Annotated in this window: 14 protein-coding genes; all 14 read left to right on the top strand. The window is 53.8% G+C overall.

All coding sequences use genetic code 11. The features are described from left to right. Positions 1-6 precede the first annotated feature (6 nt). The 14 genes from GQ39_RS25060 to GQ39_RS33880 all read left to right on the top strand — a co-directional run bounded on the left by GQ39_RS25060 (position 7) and on the right by GQ39_RS33880 (position 17,915). The gene (locus tag GQ39_RS25060) at positions 7-543 is read left to right on the top strand and encodes a F0F1 ATP synthase subunit delta (RefSeq protein WP_047535492.1); all 537 of its coding nucleotides are present in this window, start codon (positions 7-9) and stop codon (positions 541-543) included. Between the two features lie 21 nt (positions 544-564). Further along, on the top strand, positions 565-2,109 hold the full coding sequence (gene atpA, locus GQ39_RS25055) for a F0F1 ATP synthase subunit alpha (RefSeq protein WP_047535490.1): 1,545 nt from the start codon (positions 565-567) through the stop codon (positions 2,107-2,109). A 50-nt stretch (positions 2,110-2,159) separates the two neighbouring features. After that, on the top strand, positions 2,160-3,020 hold the full coding sequence (gene atpG / locus GQ39_RS25050; RefSeq protein WP_047535487.1) for a F0F1 ATP synthase subunit gamma: 861 nt from the start codon (positions 2,160-2,162) through the stop codon (positions 3,018-3,020). Between the two features lie 27 nt (positions 3,021-3,047). Next, on the top strand, positions 3,048-4,424 hold the full coding sequence (gene atpD, locus GQ39_RS25045; protein ID WP_047535485.1) for a F0F1 ATP synthase subunit beta: 1,377 nt from the start codon (positions 3,048-3,050) through the stop codon (positions 4,422-4,424). 43 nt (positions 4,425-4,467) lie between these two features. Beyond that, on the top strand, positions 4,468-4,893 hold the full coding sequence (locus tag GQ39_RS25040) for a F0F1 ATP synthase subunit epsilon (protein WP_047535482.1): 426 nt from the start codon (positions 4,468-4,470) through the stop codon (positions 4,891-4,893). A 114-nt stretch (positions 4,894-5,007) separates the two neighbouring features. Beyond that, entirely contained in the window at positions 5,008-6,375 is a 1,368-nt protein-coding gene (glmU, locus tag GQ39_RS25035; RefSeq protein ID WP_047535480.1) for a bifunctional UDP-N-acetylglucosamine diphosphorylase/glucosamine-1-phosphate N-acetyltransferase GlmU, read from the top strand. Between the two features lie 197 nt (positions 6,376-6,572). Then, positions 6,573-7,352 carry a DeoR/GlpR family DNA-binding transcription regulator gene (locus tag GQ39_RS25030; protein ID WP_177329368.1) on the top strand — a complete coding sequence of 260 codons (780 nt, stop codon included), beginning with the start codon at positions 6,573-6,575 and terminating at the stop codon, positions 7,350-7,352. Between the two features lies 1 nt (position 7,353). Then, positions 7,354-9,186, top strand: a complete 1,833-nt coding sequence (glmS, locus tag GQ39_RS25025) for a glutamine--fructose-6-phosphate transaminase (isomerizing) (RefSeq protein ID WP_047535475.1) — start codon at positions 7,354-7,356, stop codon at positions 9,184-9,186. Between the two features lie 283 nt (positions 9,187-9,469). Then, on the top strand, positions 9,470-10,327 hold the full coding sequence (locus GQ39_RS25020) for a TnsA endonuclease N-terminal domain-containing protein (RefSeq protein ID WP_047535473.1): 858 nt from the start codon (positions 9,470-9,472) through the stop codon (positions 10,325-10,327). Next, a complete protein-coding gene (locus GQ39_RS25015) occupies positions 10,324-12,489 on the top strand; it encodes a Mu transposase C-terminal domain-containing protein (protein WP_047535472.1) in 2,166 nt (721 codons plus the stop codon). The genes GQ39_RS25020 and GQ39_RS25015 overlap by 4 nt, the downstream gene beginning before the upstream one ends. Further along, on the top strand, positions 12,489-13,958 hold the full coding sequence (locus tag GQ39_RS25010) for an ATP-binding protein (RefSeq protein ID WP_047535471.1): 1,470 nt from the start codon (positions 12,489-12,491) through the stop codon (positions 13,956-13,958). The genes GQ39_RS25015 and GQ39_RS25010 overlap by 1 nt, the downstream gene beginning before the upstream one ends. 15 nt (positions 13,959-13,973) lie before the next feature. Then, on the top strand, positions 13,974-15,698 hold the full coding sequence (locus GQ39_RS25005; protein WP_047535469.1) for a TnsD family Tn7-like transposition protein: 1,725 nt from the start codon (positions 13,974-13,976) through the stop codon (positions 15,696-15,698). Positions 15,699-15,971: 273 nt separating this feature from the next. Beyond that, positions 15,972-17,642 carry a TniQ family protein gene (locus GQ39_RS31880; RefSeq protein WP_081997971.1) on the top strand — a complete coding sequence of 557 codons (1,671 nt, stop codon included), beginning with the start codon at positions 15,972-15,974 and terminating at the stop codon, positions 17,640-17,642. 66 nt (positions 17,643-17,708) lie between these two features. Further along, entirely contained in the window at positions 17,709-17,915 is a 207-nt protein-coding gene (locus GQ39_RS33880) for a GNAT family N-acetyltransferase (protein WP_371919934.1), read from the top strand. Positions 17,916-17,947 lie beyond the last annotated feature (32 nt).

Below are 17,947 nucleotides of genomic sequence, written 5' to 3'. Positions count from 1 at the left end.
GCGATCATGGCAGAACTGACCACGTTGGCCCGACCTTACGCTAAGGCGGCCTTCGAGCACGCTCAGGCCCACCAGCAACTGGCCAATTGGTCAGCCATGCTCGGCCTGGCAGCAGCGGTGTCGCAAAACGACACCATGCAGCGCGTGCTCAAGGCCCCGCGACTGACGAGCGCAGAAAAGGCCGCCACGTTCATTGACGTGTGCGGCGACAAGTTCGATGCCAAGGCACAGAATTTCATCCACGTCGTTGCCGAAAACGACCGTCTCCTGCTACTGCCGGAGATCGCCAACCTGTTCGACCTGTACAAGGCCGAGCAGGAAAAATCGGTAGACGTAGAAGTGACCAGTGCTTTTGCATTGAACCAAGAACAGCAAGACAAACTCGCCAAGGTTCTCAGTGCACGACTCAACCGGGAAGTGCGCCTGCAAGTCGAGGAAGATTCATCCCTTATTGGGGGTGTTGTCATCCGCGCCGGCGACCTGGTTATCGATGGCTCGATTCGCGGCAAAATCGCGAAACTAGCCGAAGCATTGAAATCTTGAGTTTGAAGGGGCAGCAGAGCAATGCAGCAACTCAATCCTTCCGAAATAAGTGAAATTATCAAGGGCCGCATCGACAAGCTCGATGTGACCTCCCAAGCCCGTAACGAAGGCACTGTCGTCAGCGTATCTGACGGTATCGTGCGGATTCACGGTCTGGCCGACGTCATGTACGGCGAGATGATCGAGTTTCCGGGCGGCGTCTTCGGTATGGCACTCAACCTGGAGCAGGACTCCGTAGGTGCCGTTGTATTGGGCGCATACCAGTCTCTGGCTGAAGGCATGAGCGCCAAGTGCACTGGCCGCATCCTGGAAGTTCCGGTTGGTAAGGAACTGCTGGGTCGCGTTGTCGACGCACTGGGTAACCCAGTTGACGGCAAAGGTCCGCTGAACAACACCGAGACCGATGCGGTCGAGAAAGTTGCTCCAGGCGTGATCTGGCGTAAGTCGGTAGACCAGCCTGTACAGACTGGCTACAAGGCTGTCGATGCCATGATCCCGGTCGGCCGTGGCCAGCGTGAGCTGATCATCGGTGACCGTCAGATCGGTAAAACCGCTCTGGCGATCGACGCGATCATCAACCAGAAAGACAGCGGCATTTTCTGCGTCTACGTAGCGATCGGTCAGAAACAATCGACCATCGCCAACGTGGTTCGCAAGCTGGAAGAAAACGGTGCACTGGCTAACACCATCATCGTTGCTGCCAGTGCTTCCGAATCGGCTGCACTGCAGTTCCTGGCACCGTACTCCGGTTGCACCATGGGCGAATACTTCCGCGACCGCGGTGAAGACGCGCTGATCGTTTATGACGATCTGTCCAAGCAAGCAGTGGCTTACCGCCAGATTTCCCTGCTGCTGCGCCGTCCACCAGGCCGTGAAGCTTACCCAGGCGACGTGTTCTATCTCCACTCCCGTCTGCTGGAGCGCGCATCCCGCGTTTCGGAAGAGTACGTAGAGAAGTTCACCAACGGCGCAGTGACCGGCAAAACCGGTTCCCTGACCGCACTGCCGATCATCGAAACCCAGGCTGGCGACGTTTCCGCGTTCGTTCCGACCAACGTGATTTCCATCACCGACGGTCAGATCTTCCTGGAATCGGCCATGTTCAACTCCGGGATCCGTCCTGCAGTGAACGCCGGTGTTTCGGTATCCCGTGTGGGTGGTGCCGCTCAGACCAAGATCATCAAGAAGCTGTCCGGTGGTATCCGTACCGCTCTGGCTCAGTACCGTGAACTGGCGGCATTCGCCCAGTTCGCTTCTGACCTGGACGAAGCGACCCGTAAGCAACTTGAGCATGGTCAGCGCGTTACCGAGCTGATGAAGCAGAAGCAATACGCGCCAATGTCGATCGCCGACATGTCGCTGTCGCTGTATGCCGCTGAGCGTGGGTTCCTGACTGACGTCGAAATCGCCAAGATTGGCAGCTTTGAACAAGCGCTGATTGCTTACTTCAACCGCGATCACGCCGACTTGATGGCGAAGATCAACGTGAAGGGTGACTTCAATGACGAAATCGATGGCGGCCTGAAAGCCGGTATCGAGAAGTTCAAGGCCACCCAAACCTGGTAAGCCGCAGCGGGAGCCGCAAGGCTCCCGCTTGCTAACCTGATAGGTGTTACATGGCAGGCGCAAAAGAGATTCGCAGTAAGATTGCGAGCATCAAAAGCACGCAAAAGATTACCAGCGCCATGGAAAAAGTGGCGGTCAGCAAAATGCGCAAGGCACAAATGCGCATGGCTGCTAGCCGTCCTTATGCGGAGCGCATCCGCCAGGTTATTGGTCATCTGGCCAACGCTAACCCGGAATATCGCCACCCGTTCATGATCGACCGTGAAGTTAAGCGCGTCGGTTATGTCGTAGTGAGCAGTGACCGTGGTCTGTGTGGTGGCTTGAACACCAACCTGTTCAAGGCTTTGGTCAAGGACATGGCGGTAAACCGCGAAAACGGCGTCGAGATCGATCTGTGTGTAGTTGGTAGCAAGGGTGCGGCTTTCTTCCGTAACTTCGGCGGTAACGTCGTTGCAGCTATCAGCCACCTGGGTGAAGAGCCGTCGATCAATGATCTGATCGGCAGCGTCAAGGTGATGCTGGATGCCTACCTGGACGGCCGTATTGACCGCCTGTCCGTGGTATCCAACAAGTTCATCAACACCATGACACAACAGCCTACCGTGGAGCAGTTGGTTCCGCTGGTGGCAACCCCGGATCAAGAACTCAAGCATCACTGGGACTATCTCTACGAACCGGATGCCAAGGAGCTGCTCGACGGCTTGATGGTCCGTTACGTGGAGTCGCAGGTCTACCAGGCGGTGGTCGAGAACAACGCGGCTGAACAAGCTGCGCGGATGATCGCGATGAAGAACGCTACCGACAACGCCGGTGATTTGATCAGCGATTTGCAGCTGGTCTACAACAAGGCGCGTCAGGCTGCGATCACCCAAGAGATCTCGGAAATCGTCGGCGGCGCTGCCGCGGTTTAACGGTTCAAATATTCAGAGGATCCAGCTATGAGTAGCGGACGTATCGTTCAAATCATCGGCGCCGTTATCGACGTGGAATTTCCACGCGACAGCGTACCGAGCATCTACGACGCCTTGAAAGTTCAAGGCGCCGAAACCACTCTGGAAGTTCAGCAACAGCTGGGCGACGGCGTGGTTCGTACCATTGCGATGGGCTCCACCGAAGGCTTGAAGCGCGGTCTGGACGTCAACAACACTGGCGCAGCCATCTCCGTACCGGTCGGTAAAGCGACCCTGGGCCGGATCATGGACGTACTGGGCAACCCGATTGACGAAGCTGGTCCGATCGGCGAAGAAGAGCGCTGGGGTATCCACCGCGCCGCTCCTACCTTCGCAGAACAAGCCGGTGGCAACGAGCTGCTGGAAACCGGCATCAAGGTTATCGACCTGGTTTGCCCGTTTGCCAAGGGCGGTAAAGTTGGTCTGTTCGGTGGTGCCGGTGTAGGCAAAACCGTAAACATGATGGAACTGATCCGTAACATCGCCATCGAGCACAGCGGTTATTCCGTGTTCGCCGGTGTGGGTGAGCGTACTCGTGAGGGTAACGACTTCTACCACGAGATGAAGGACTCCAACGTTCTGGACAAAGTGGCACTGGTTTACGGTCAAATGAACGAGCCGCCGGGAAACCGTCTGCGCGTAGCACTGACCGGCCTGACCATGGCCGAGAAGTTCCGTGACGAAGGTAACGACGTTCTGCTGTTCGTCGACAACATCTATCGTTACACCCTGGCCGGTACTGAAGTATCCGCACTGCTGGGCCGTATGCCTTCCGCAGTAGGTTACCAGCCGACCCTGGCTGAAGAGATGGGCGTGCTGCAAGAGCGCATCACTTCGACCAAGCAAGGTTCGATTACTTCGATCCAGGCCGTATACGTACCAGCGGACGACTTGACTGACCCGTCGCCAGCGACCACCTTCGCCCACTTGGACGCCACCGTCGTTCTGTCCCGTGACATCGCTTCCCTGGGTATCTACCCAGCGGTAGACCCACTGGACTCGACTTCGCGTCAGCTGGATCCGAACGTGATCGGCAACGAACACTACGATACCGCTCGCGGTGTTCAGTACGTGCTGCAGCGCTACAAAGAACTGAAGGACATCATTGCGATCCTGGGTATGGACGAGCTGTCGGAAGCCGACAAGCAGTTGGTAAACCGTGCTCGTAAGATCCAGCGTTTCTTGTCGCAGCCGTTCTTCGTGGCTGAAGTCTTCACCGGTGCTTCGGGTAAATACGTTTCCCTGAAAGACACCATTGCTGGCTTCAAAGGCATCCTCAACGGTGACTACGACCACCTGCCAGAACAAGCGTTCTACATGGTTGGCGGCATCGAAGAAGCGATCGAGAAAGCCAAGAAACTGTAATCCCAGCGCCCGGCAACGGGCGCTAATTTAGGTTGAGGCAATCATGGCTATGACAGTCCATTGCGATATCGTCAGCGCGGAAGGGGAAATCTTTTCCGGCCTGGTCGAGATGGTGATTGCGCACGGTGCACTGGGTGATCTTGGTATCGCTCTGGGTCACGCGCCGCTGATCACTAATCTGAAGCCAGGTCCGATCCGCTTGGTCAAGCAGAACGGGGAAGAGGAGGTGTATTACATCTCCGGTGGCTTCCTCGAGGTTCAGCCGAACATGGTCAAGGTTCTTGCCGACACCGTGCAACGTGCTGCCGACCTGGACGAAGCCTCCGCTCAGGAAGCCGTAAAGGCTGCCGAGAAGGCCTTGCATGAGCGGGGCGCGGAATTCGATTACGGTTCTGCTGCCGCACGTCTGGCCGAGGCTGCAGCTCAGCTGCGCACCGTCCAGCAGATCCGCAAGAAGTTCGGCCACTAAGGCCTCGCTTGTTGTGTGATTGATCAAAAAGGGTAGCCTCGGCTACCCTTTTTTCTTTTCTGATGTTCACCATTATGGTCGCAGCCGCTGACCACCCAGGATTGGTAGCCAGTCATGTCTCTTGAAATCGTTATTCTCGCCGCCGGTCAAGGCACGCGTATGCGCTCGGCGTTGCCCAAAGTTCTGCACCCGATCGCCGGCAATTCGATGCTCGGCCATGTTATCCACAGCGCCCGGCAACTTGATCCACAACGCATTCACGTGGTGATTGGCCATGGAGCCGACGCGGTGCGTGAGCGTCTGGCTGCGGATGACCTGAATTTCGTTCTTCAGGACAAACAACTCGGCACAGGCCATGCGGTGGCCCAAGCGGTCCCTTTCATCAAATCCGACACCGTGCTGATTCTTTACGGTGATGTGCCACTGATTGAAGTGGAAACCCTGCAACGACTGCTCCAGAAGGTTGGGCCGCAGCAGCTGGGCCTGCTCACCGTGAACCTGGACGATCCGACCGGTTATGGTCGCATCGTGCGTGATGCGGCGGGCAACGTTACCGCTATCGTTGAGCAGAAGGACGCCACTGAAGCCCAGCGCGCAATCACTGAAGGCAATACGGGCATTCTGGCCCTTCCCTTCGAAAGCTTGGGTGGCTGGATGAGCCGACTGTCCAACAACAATGCCCAAGGCGAGTATTACCTCACGGACGTCATCGCCATGGCGGTGAGCGACGGATTGGTGGTGGCGACCGAGCAACCTCAGGATGCTATGGAAGTGCAGGGCGCGAATGACCGCAAACAGCTGGCTGAACTTGAGCGTCATTATCAGCTGCGTGCCGGTCGTCGTTTGATGGCCCAGGGTGTGACGCTGCGAGACCCTGCTCGTTTCGACGTCCGAGGTGAAGTCAGCGTCGGCCGTGACGTGTTGATCGATATCAACGTGATTCTCGAAGGCAAGGTCGTCATCGAAGACGACGTGGTGATTGGTCCTAACTGCGTGATCAAGGACAGCACCTTGCGCAAAGGCGTGGTGATCAAGGCCAACAGCCATATCGAAGGCGCGATTCTGGGTGAAGGCAGCGATGCAGGTCCATTCGCACGTTTGCGCCCAGGTACGGTGCTGGAAGCTCGGGCGCATGTGGGTAACTTTGTTGAACTGAAAAACGCCCACTTGGGCGAAGGCGCCAAGGCCGGACACCTGGCCTATCTGGGGGATGCCGAGGTCGGTGCGCGTACCAATATCGGCGCCGGCACCATCACCTGCAATTACGATGGCGCCAACAAATGGAAAACCGTGTTGGGCGAAGATGTGTTCATCGGTTCCAACAATTCGCTGGTCGCGCCTGTGGATATCTCTTCCGGTGCAACCACGGCGGCCGGTTCGACCATTACGCAGAATGTGGATAACGCGCAGTTGGCCGTGGGCCGTGCGCGCCAGAAGAATATCGATGGCTGGAAGCGGCCCGAGAAACTCAAGAAGAGCTAAGTTATCCACAGATCGCTGAAATCCAAGGATCGCAGCCTGCTTCAGCGCCTACAGGGCAATATAAATATTCTGTAGACGTTGAAGCAGACTGCGATCCTTTGTGTTTTATCCACAGATAAATTTTCTTTGCACAGCTTGACGAAGTTTCGCCGATAGGTTTTGATTGGTTACGTTATCTTTCGAAACGAAACTTACTGATTATGTCGAAGCGCAATACACCCCAGCGTCGCCACAACATCCTTGCCTTGCTCAATGAGCAAGGCGAAGTCAGTGTGGATGAGTTGGCCAAGCGCTTCGAAACCTCCGAAGTTACGATTCGCAAGGATCTGGCAGCCCTTGAAAGCAATGGTCTGCTGCTTCGCCGTTATGGTGGTGCGATCACCATGCCCCAGGAGCTGGTGGCCGATATCGGTCAGCCGGTCTCCAAATACAAACAGGCCATTGCCCGTGCTGCGGCGACACGAATCCGCGAACATGCGCGGATCATCATCGACAGCGGCAGTACTACCGCTGCGATGATCCCGGAACTCGGTCAACAACCGGGCCTGGTGGTGATGACCAACTCACTGCATGTGGCCAATGCCTTGAGCGAACTCGAGCATGAGCCGGTGCTGTTGATGACCGGCGGGACCTGGGATCCGCATTCCGAGTCCTTTCAGGGTCAGGTTGCCGAGCAGGTATTACGCTCTTACGACTTCGATCAGCTGTTCATTGGAGCTGATGGCATCGATCTGATCCGCGGTACAACCACCTTTAATGAATTACTTGGGCTCAGCCGGGTCATGGCTGAAGTCGCCCGAGAAGTGGTTGTCATGGTGGAAGCCGACAAAATCGGTCGCAGAATTCCCAATCTGGAACTGCCCTGGAGCAGTATTCATACCCTTATTACCGATGATCGCCTGCCGCTTGAGGCACGGGATCAGATTCAGGCGCGCGGCATCACGTTGATATGCGCCGCTATCAGTCAGGAGAAATAGCATGTGTGGAATTGTCGGCGCAGTCGCAGAACGTAATATCACCGCCATCCTGGTCGAAGGCCTGAAGCGTCTGGAATACCGTGGGTACGACAGTGCCGGCGTGGCGGTCTACACCAACGACGCGAAACTCGAACGCCTGCGTCGTCCGGGTAAAGTCAGCGAGTTGGAACTGGCGTTGGCAGAAGCACCATTGATGGGGCGCCTGGGTATTGCCCATACCCGTTGGGCGACACACGGTGCGCCGTGCGAGCGCAACGCGCATCCGCATTTTTCCGGTGACCTGGCGGTGGTGCACAACGGCATCATCGAAAACCACGAAGCCCTGCGTGAACAACTCAAATCCCTGGGTTACGTGTTCACGTCGGACACCGATACCGAGGTGATCGCGCACCTGCTGGACCACAAACTCAAGGACCTGAACGACCTGACCGTCGCGCTCCAGGCAACGGTCAAAGAGCTGCACGGTGCCTACGGCCTGGCAGTGATCAGCGCTCGCCAGCCAGATCGTTTGGTCGCTGCCCGTAGCGGTAGCCCGCTGGTGATCGGCCTGGGTCTGGGTGAAAACTTCCTGGCGTCCGATCAATTGGCACTGCGCCAGGTCACTGATCGCTTCATGTACCTGGAAGAAGGCGACATCGCCGAAATTCGTCGCGACAGCGTGCAGATCTGGGACGTTGACGGCAAGGTGGTCGAGCGCGAAACCGTGCAGTACCGTGATGGCGCAGAAGCGGCCGATAAAGGTGAGTTCCGCCATTTCATGCTCAAGGAAATCCACGAGCAACCGTCCGTTGTACAGCGCACCCTGGAGGGGCGTTTGAGTCAGTCTCAAGTCCTGGTGCAGGCATTCGGTCCACAAGCGGCCGAGTTGTTCGCCAAAGTTCGCAACGTACAGATTGTCGCTTGTGGCACCAGTTATCACGCTGGCATGGTCGCTCGTTACTGGCTCGAAGAGCTGGCCGGTATTCCGTGCCAGGTCGAAGTGGCCAGTGAGTTCCGCTACCGCAAAGTAGTGGTGCAGCCGGACACGCTATTCGTGACCATCTCCCAATCCGGCGAAACCGCCGACACCCTGGCCGCGCTGCGCAACGCCAAGGAGTTGGGGTTCCTCGCCAGCCTGGCAATTTGCAACGTCGGCATCAGCTCGCTAGTACGTGAATCCGATCTGACCTTGCTGACACAGGCCGGTCGCGAAATCGGCGTGGCCTCGACCAAAGCCTTCACCACACAATTGGTCGGTTTGTTGTTGCTGACTCTTTCTCTGGGGCAGGTTCGCGGCACGCTGGCCAAAGGCGTTGAAGCAACGCTGGTCGAAGAGTTGCGTCGCTTGCCAACCCGTCTCGGTGAAGCGCTGGCCATGGACAGCACCGTGGAGAAAATCGCTGAGTTGTTCGCCGAGAAAAATCACACCCTGTTTCTCGGGCGTGGTGCGCAATTCCCGGTAGCGATGGAAGGGGCGCTCAAGCTCAAGGAGATTTCCTACATTCACGCCGAAGCCTACCCGGCTGGCGAGTTGAAGCATGGTCCGTTGGCGCTTGTGGATAACGACATGCCAGTCGTGACCGTGGCACCGAATAACGAGCTGCTGGAAAAGCTGAAGTCCAACCTTCAGGAAGTCCGCGCCCGTGGTGGCGAGCTAATCGTCTTCGCGGATGAAAAGGCAGGCATGACCAACGGTGAAGGAACGCACGTCGTACAGATGCCACACATCCACGACATCCTGTCGCCGATCCTCTACACCATTCCGCTGCAGCTGCTGTCGTACTATGTGGCCGTGCTGAAAGGCACCGACGTTGACCAGCCACGCAACCTGGCGAAGTCGGTGACTGTGGAATAAGTTATCCACAACGGATCGAGTCCTTTGGCTTCTAACAATAAAGATTGACACAAAACAATAAAGGTTGACACGACACAACATAGATTGACACAAAGCCTAAACCCCCGTATTTACGGGGGTTTCCATTTTTGGGCTAAGCCATCGGTCTAGATTCTTCGCTTCGTTTCGCTCCGGGAGTAGGCTAAAAAAGCGCTATGCCATCGGCAAATGGTGAACGATTTTTTCCTATAACTATTTTTTCAGGGCGAGGAAGAGGCGGTCCCGGCGGACGAAGGAGGTAGCATTGCGCGGTCGTAGGTTTTCGTCAGAGTTAGACATTCAGCGGCACATTACGAATGGATTCGGTAGCGGAGCTGGTGCCAGTTATCTGCCGTGGCTGCGCGTTCAAGATGTGCCTTCGAGAGGACGCTCCCACAAGATCCAAGGTGTGAAGATCGATCGCCTCCATCACCTCTTTTCTGACCTAGAACGCGCCTATTTTTTGGTATGTGAATTTTCGGAAGATGTTGTGGATATACGCGAGCAGTATCCATTGTTGCCGCGTGAAAGTGCTCAAGCAATCGCTAGCTCTATCGGAGTGAGATACCCCAGGTATCCGAAGACAGTACTTCCTTACGTTATGACCACGGATTTTGTATTAACAATCAAAAAGTCCGATGGAAGCTTTAAATCCGTAGCCCGCACAATCAAATACCGCAGCGACCTCGAAGGCAAACAAGCCAGGAGAACGCTGGAAAAACTTGAGGTCGAAAAGCGTTTCTGGACTGGTCAACACGTTGATTGGGCCATTGTCACTGAAGAAATGTTTAGTCCCGACTTGATCAAGAATTTAGGCTTGCTAAGGAAATTCGCTCAGCTGCCGCGCGCCTTGGCAGAGCCCTCATTACATTCAGATTTTCTGGAGCATTTAGCTAGCTGCCGTCCGTACCCATGGAGTACTGCTGAAAGTCTGCGAAAGATTTCCGCACGTTTATTTATTTCCTATCAAGATTCTCGGGCTTTATATCATCACCTGATATGGGCCAAGTCGATCAAGGTAGATTTGGTTGATACTCCCATTCAAATGACTGCACCACTACCAACCTTTGAAATCATCGAAAACCCCGTAAAAATTTCACTGGCGGCGGAGGGTTTATCATGAAAGTCCAAGTCAATGATTATTTCGAACCGGTCACTGAGTTTTCGGTCGTGCCGGGCATCGTTAGGGTCTTGTATCTCAATGAGCGATACGATGCGGTGGTTTTGATTCAATTAACGGACCCGCCCCGCCAACCGATTGGTTTGGGCTTGGAAGAGCTTCGCGGCTCCGTCATAGCAGGCGATACGAAACCAGCCAAGATTGTTACACCTGAGTTTCTCTTAGTACTAGAGGATGACCTGGATGAGAAAAAGAAGCGGGAAAGGGATGAAAAGTGGAACATCATCGCGCCCCTGATCGACTCAGATTACCCAGGTCAGATATTTGCTCCCGGTGAGATGGGGCGAATGGTGGGTGCTAGAGCTGTTGAGCTTGGCATGCAGCGCAAGAGTATCTATCGACTTCTGTACCGTTACTGGATCAATGGCCAGGTTCGAAATGCGTTCTTGAAAAACTACGCGGGCGTCGGAGTTCCTGTGCGCAAGTATGATCCTGCAAAACCTCCGGGCAGGAAACCACGATACCAAGGCATTGCTGTTTCGCCGACCAAGCTAATTGATGCCGTGGATAAGCGCTGTATCCGTGTCGGTTACTCGTTATTCGTGGGAGATAAGACTTCTACGATAACCAGCGCCTATGTCGAGATGCTCAGGAGGTTCTACACAGCGAAAGACCTGTCGAAAAATCCAGAATCGGGTGGTCGCCTCCTACCCGATTCGGAAATTCCTTCCTTCAGGCAGTTTGATTATTGGGGAAAGCAATATTTCGACGAAGTTGAAACTGAACGCGGTCGTAAGGGAATGCGAAAGTGGCTAAAAGATTGCCGCCCCCTTTCTGGAACCGTGCGTGACTGGCTTCGCGGTCCCTGCCATCAGTTTGAGATCGATGCCACCATTGCTGACATTTATCTCGTGAACGGCTACTCCAGACGGATGCTCATTGGACGGCCGGTGGTGTACGTCGTCATCGATAGCTTTTCCGGCATGATCGTCGGTCTCTACATCGGGTTGGAGGGGCCGAGCTGGAACGGAGCCAGGCAAGCGCTGTTCAACGCTTTCACTTCGAAGGTTCAGTTCTGCGCTACCAACGGGGTCACAATCGATCCCGAGGAATGGGCCTGTCATCACCTCCCACATCACATCTACGCCGATCGAGGCGAGATGTTGGGGAAAGCAGCTGAAGGTCTTGCCACTGGACTGAAAATCGAGCTGGGAATCGCTCCGCCTTACCGGCCGGACTGGAAGTCGATGGTGGAGAGCCGGTTCGGTATCCTGAACGATCTGACGGGCATCAGGTGGCTTCCAGGTGGCGTAGCGGCCAGGGAGAAGGAGCGTGGCGAGCGAGATTACCGACTCGACGCGACGCTGAGCATGAAAGAGTTCACTAAGATCATCATCCAGTGCGTCCTTCACTATAACCGCTTCAACCGGCAGCCCGACAGGCTCACTCAAGAGATGATGAGCGACGGTGTCGATCCGACGCCGGTAGGTATTTGGACTTGGGCGATGGAAAATGGCCACGTCGAACCAAATAATCATCCCGACGAACTGGTCTATCTCCATTTGCTTCCGCGCGAGCAAGCAACGGTGCAAAAGGGTGGTGTGTTATTCCGAGGGATGCACTATGTCTGTGATGCAGCGATCGAGAACAACTGGTTTGCGAAAGCCCGTAGCCGTGGGGTTTGGTCTATAGAGTGTTGGTATGACCCAAATTCCTCAGCACATATTTGGATCCGGGGAGACAACAAACAGTTCATCCGTTGCGATTTGCGTAAGTCTGACAGCAAGTATGCTGATTATCGATCCGATGAAATTTTCGACCTGCTCGAAGCTTACCGCCAGGCTCCACCAGCTCATAAACGCGCTGAGTTGGAGAGTCGGATTTCGCTTCTAGAGGAGGTTAATCAAATCGTCAGTGGTGCGATGGCTGAGCGAAAGGAAGAGCCTGCCCCTGCGACCAAGGCCGAGATGATTGGGAATATTCGTGAGAACCGCGCTGTTGAACGCCTCAAGGAACGGGAGACCGCCCATGTGCCAGAGGGTGTGAGGATTGACCCACCTACGCAGAAGGCAGAGACCGCCCCAGAGCGCTCCGAGAACTTTGCCGGCCCTCGCAGCGCTCAGGTCATCGATATGCTCAAACGACTCCGCCCAGGACAAAACTAATGAAAGGCGCCCAAGTTTTCGCAAGCTACACCAAGCAGGCGATCGTGGATTACGCGGGCAATCCGCTCATCGAAGCGCTGCCACCTATCTTCTCAGAAGAGGTAGCAGTCCAACTGATTTCGAATTTTCCCCGTCCTGTTGATTCAGAGGAGCTCACCCTTGACCGTTCGACTCGGATCCATTGTATCGACCGGTTGAGGACGGTGGTTCAGCCTCTGATGGTCCACATGGATCTGGAGTCCGTATTTTCCTTGCTGATCCGACGAGGGTACGTCGGACGTAACCCGACTTCTCCAGACACTGTCAGACATCTACACTCGCTTTCGGGTGCACAGCGCTACCACGATGGATTCAAGTCCACTGCCGAAACGTTCAGTCTGGTTGGCCTTAGTGGCATTGGGAAGTCCACCGCCCTCGAAGCCATTTTGAGTCTCTACCCTCAAACGATCCGACATGAGCGTTATGAAGGAAAGCAGTTCGTTCATACCCAGATCACCTGGCTCAAGCTTGACTGCCCCCGAGATGGGTCGCTGGCAGGCTTCTGTCAGCAATTCTTCTATGCGGTTGGGCGAGCGTTGGGTGATGAGGATTACTACAAGCGGTATCGGGCTCGGAACATCAATGACTCGTTGCAACAAATGGAGCAGGTTGCGAGTACATTTTTCATCGGAGCTCTGCTGATCGACGAACTTCAGAACCTGCACCTGGCGAAAACTGGGGGCAAGGACAACATGCTGAATTTCTTCCTCCATCTTGTGAACAACATCGGCATTCCCGTGGTGTTTATCGGGACAAATTCCATGATCAGCCTATTTTCGGACGTCATGCGTAACGCACGACGTTGCTGCGGCGTCGGGGTTCTAGAATTTAAACGCTTTGAGAAGGACGATGACGAATGGCGAATGCTCGTTGAAAACCTCTGGAGCTATCAGTGGTACCAGCAGCCGGTCGAACTGACCGAAGAGGTGTTTGATGCGCTGTATGAGCATACACAAGGCGTCACCGACTTTTTGGTGAAGCTTTTGGTGCTCAGTCAGAGGTATGCGATCCAGAGTGGTTCGGAATGCGTTACCGCCGAGACAATCGCGTTGGTGAGCAACACCAAGATGCAGATATTGAAGCCAGCTTTGTCCGCCCTGCGAAGCCGAGATCCTAAACGGATGCGGCAGTTCGACGATTTGCTTCCGATTGAAGACCAACTAAGCGACATGATGGCGTTCGATGGTTTGGCTCGGCCGGAGCGACTGGCATTGCTGCGCAGTGTCATCAGTCGCAGCGACAATAGTGCCCCAAAGCCGAATGCGGCGCCCGTTAACGCAGTCAAATCGCAGCCGCCTGCGGCGGTGGCGGTTGAGACGTCAGAGGCACAGGCGTTAAGTGAAAGTGAAAACTCCATTGAGGCGTTAAAGAGCGCCGGTTGGATAAACAGCGATCTGTTTGAGTTCTCTCCGTTGTATCGGAAGGGGTGAATAAAAGGTGACGAAATGGGGCTCAAATTCCATTTCTTTCCGGCCGTATTCCCCGATGAGACGCTTCACAGCGTCCTTTCAAGATACGCCCGCCTCTGTGGCCTACGTAGCTGCGGAGCAGTTTTCGATGGAGCGCAGTCCGCAAACTTCTTCTCGCAGAACGTGGCTTTTCCATGTCGACTAGCTGAGCTTGCCGAGGCGCTGCCGAGTGGCACGGGTCTATCGTTAGCGGAAGTGATAAAGCGCCATACGCTGCTGCCCTACTACGAGCCTTTTTTGACCCAGCAACAGGTGGACGACGCCAATACCTTGATGGCGGGAAACGGCGAGGGGTTGATGCTAAGGTTGGGGTTGATTGCGAGTCGACTCGAGTTCGCTTCGAGAGTGCGATTTTGCTTCGACTGTATCGACCAGGACATGGCCTGTGTGGGAGTTGCGTACTGGCACCGTGTGCATCAGCTTCCAGGCGTTTTGATCTGTCCCCACCATGGAACCCTGCTGAGGTTCCTTGATTACCGCTGGTTGAGCCGAAATTCTCGACGGATGCACTTACCGGATGAGGAAGACGTTCAGTCCCACTCCATTTCGTTGAACATTCCTCAAGATCTACAACAAGCACTGCACGAAATAGCGCAGCGTTCACTGTGGGTGCTTGAGACTGATGTTCCTCCACTATGTCCACATGCTATTCGTTCAGTGCTTTTGGATAGTGCTATCGCCCTGGAGCTGGCTTCCTGCTCTGGTCGGCTGCATTTAGGCAGATTGGCGCGGCACATGTCTGCGTTCTTTAAGGCTTTCCCCTCCTCAGGGGAGTACTCGATATTGAGCAAATCGTCTGCGGATATACCGGCGGCCTGGGTTATGAAGCTTTTGCGTAAGCCGAGGTCCACACATCATCCGCTGAAATTCATCCTGCTGGCCTGCGCGCTGAAGGTCGACATGGAAACGTTCCTGCGGCAGAACGGGCCTATTACCGAGTCGCTTAACCGAACAGCCAATACCGAGACTCCTAGTCGACGCGCTGGCAACGAACCTCAACCTCATCGCTCACGCACCAATGAGTATATGAGTGAGGCATCTGAAGCGATCTGGATGCGGGCACTCTCAGGGGCTGATGCGAAGACCATAGCGTCAGAAACGGGGAACTCGGTTACGTGCGTTTACCGAACGATACGCGCGATTCCGGATGGACCAGGCCGATGGAAAGAGGCGAGGCTTTCAAAACAGCTGGGTGATAGGAGGAATCGATTTGGGGGTGATTACAGGGCTCGCCTAGCTCATGAGTGTCGAGATTATGTGTGGCTTCATCGAAATGATCGGGAATGGCTGTCCCAGCTTACACAAGAGCCAGGTAAAGCCCATCGACCGTGTGGTCAGCAGATCGAAAGATTCAAAGATCTCGACCTTAAACTCGCCAACGAAGTTGTTCACTGCGCTGAAAGGTTACGAACGCTCCCAGGTAAACCTGTCCTTATCTCAAGGACAAAAATAGGCAGAGAGCTTCATGTGTTATCTAGGTTTGAAAAGCAGCTCAATAAACTGCCGTACTGTGCAGCTGCCCTGGCAGCCGAATGCGAAACCCTGGATGCATTCCATAGGAGGCGTTTGAGCTGGGCCGAGCGTAAGCTAAAACTGGACGGCAAACCAATTACTCAATCATCGATATATCGAACAGCGTGTATCAGAAAACCGCGCACAGGAGGACGGCATTCTGATTCTCGTATGGATATTGCTCTGTAACGCCGTCGCCAGAAGCCCCGTCAATGAGCAACGCGTAGATTCGCTGTGTGAGTTTTTGGCGAAGCAATACACGGAGGGTATTTATATGTGTTCGGTATTATATTGTGACACCGAATAAAAACGGCTGATTTTTTAAAGTAGTGGTTGGTGGCTGTTCGCTACTGTGTTGCGTTCATAAAAATCCTTGCCTGGGTACAGGGTGATATGTGATAAAAGTACTTCCTTCACAGGATTCGCGTCCTACCAGAACCCACGCTAGAAAGTCGGCTACTCATGTCCAGTATTCTTTTTTTCCCAATATCGATGCCAGACGAGACACTATTATCTCGTATTACGAGGTACCATTTTTTGTCCGGAAACAAAACCGAGGCAGAAACGTTTCGTGATCTTTTTGGCGTTGCCCCATTTCAACTTTCGATTATACCAAAGCAATTAGGGAGCCTTGCGTCTCGATTACCTGGAGTTAAAGAAAGCAATTTTAATGAATTGCTTGAAATTAATACTTATTTTCCTGCATACAAGCCTTTTATAGGGTTATCAAAAGACCCTTCTAAGGATCTGGACAGAGTTTTGTCTGATGTTGCTCGAGTGCCGAGGTGGGAGGGCACTAAGAATAGCAGAGCCAAGATTTGCTTAGCCTGTGTGCAGGCCGACCTCATAGAGTCAGGTTACGCATATTGGCACCGAGCTCATCATTTACCGGGCGTTACAGCCTGCTGGCGGCACGGTGAAGAACTTCTTCAATCTTGCCCTAATTGTTCTCACCCTTTCTATCGTAAGAACAGATTGTTACCTATTTTGACCGACGATTGTGTTTGTGGGTGGAACGCTGTTAAACCTGCGAACCGTTTACTAGCCTCAAATGAGGAGCGAGAGTATGCAGTTTTTGTAAATGATATTCTGCAACGCAATCTGCCATCGGTGGATTATAAGGTTTTGGCTGCCTGTTATCGGCGTCAAGCAAAGAAGCAAGGGTTTAATTATGGAAATCAAATTGGTACTGCTAAATTATTCAGCAGTATTCGTGATAGGTTCGGCGATGAAATTATTTCTAAAATTGACCTAGCGTACGCAGCTGGGATCAGACGTCAATGGATTAGACTATCGACAACAAGAGGTCAAATCGACATGCCATTGGCGCGGCACCTTCTAATATCGCTCCATCTTTTTGGTAGTGCAGAAAAATTCGAGAAATGCTTGGCAGAAGAGTCTCTACTTACTAGTTCGGAAAAACCGATGGCCCGTCTTAAAGAGAGAGCTTTGCCAGAAAGTAAAAAAAAGGCTTATCGAGAAAAAATTTCAATACTACTTGAAGTTAAGCCAGGTATTGGCATGGACTATCTTTGGGTCAATGCTTATCAAGCAACACGTTGGCTCAACGAAAACGATAAGGACTGGTTATTGAGTGAAATTACAAAGGATGTAAAACAGAAGAATAGTGTTGAGTCGGTGGTGAGCGATGAGGACGAAAAATACGCAAAAATTCTTAAAGAAGGCGTGGAGAATTTGTACCGAGTCACCCAAAAGCAGGTTCGAGTAAATATCAGTAACATGCTTGCACTTTTGCCGCGAAAAGTAAGTAGGGAGCGTGCGACTCGTAAGTCGTTTCCGTTGGTGTCAGAACAACTTGAGCTTCATCTAGAATCTCTTTGGCATTTCCGGTTACGGAGATTGATATGGACGATGTCGGAGATCGCGAGGCTTAAGTTACCCCCAAACAGCTCCACCTTAAAATTATTGACTACAGTACCTCATGTGGCGTGTCAGGCGTTGATAAATCACTTCGAGTGGGATTTAGACAACATGGTTAAGGAAGGTATTGATGGTGAAGTTATGCTTAGAAATACTGGCGTCTCGCGGCAATGGGAAGGGCCACCAGGTTATGATATTCCCATGGGTGGCAATGCATACATGGAGATGATCGCGTCCAATTCAAAGCTCTAGCAGATTTTTATGGAACGACACAGCAATGTTCTGGATCCGATGATCTCTGAGGCGTAATGCTGGGCAGTGGATGTCACTGTTTATACTGACCCAGCGGCACAGCGACGTGGCATTGGACGTGCACTCTATCAGCGGCTTGAGCAGGTAAGGGTTCTATGCCGCGTACGCCGATATCGCCTACTCAATGCCGCAGACATCGGTATTCATGAGCCCCCGGCTTCCTCCCATTGGCACCTATCCCAAAGAGGGATTCAAGCATGGGCAATGGCATGACGTCGGTTACTGGCGCAAGCCACTCCAGGTGG

This window comes from Pseudomonas sp. 11/12A (genome assembly GCF_000800055.1).
Lineage (GTDB): Bacteria > Pseudomonadota > Gammaproteobacteria > Pseudomonadales > Pseudomonadaceae > Aquipseudomonas > Aquipseudomonas mohnii.
The sequence above is the reverse complement of the archived record's forward strand: the minus strand, read 5'-3'. Positions and strand labels throughout refer to the sequence as shown.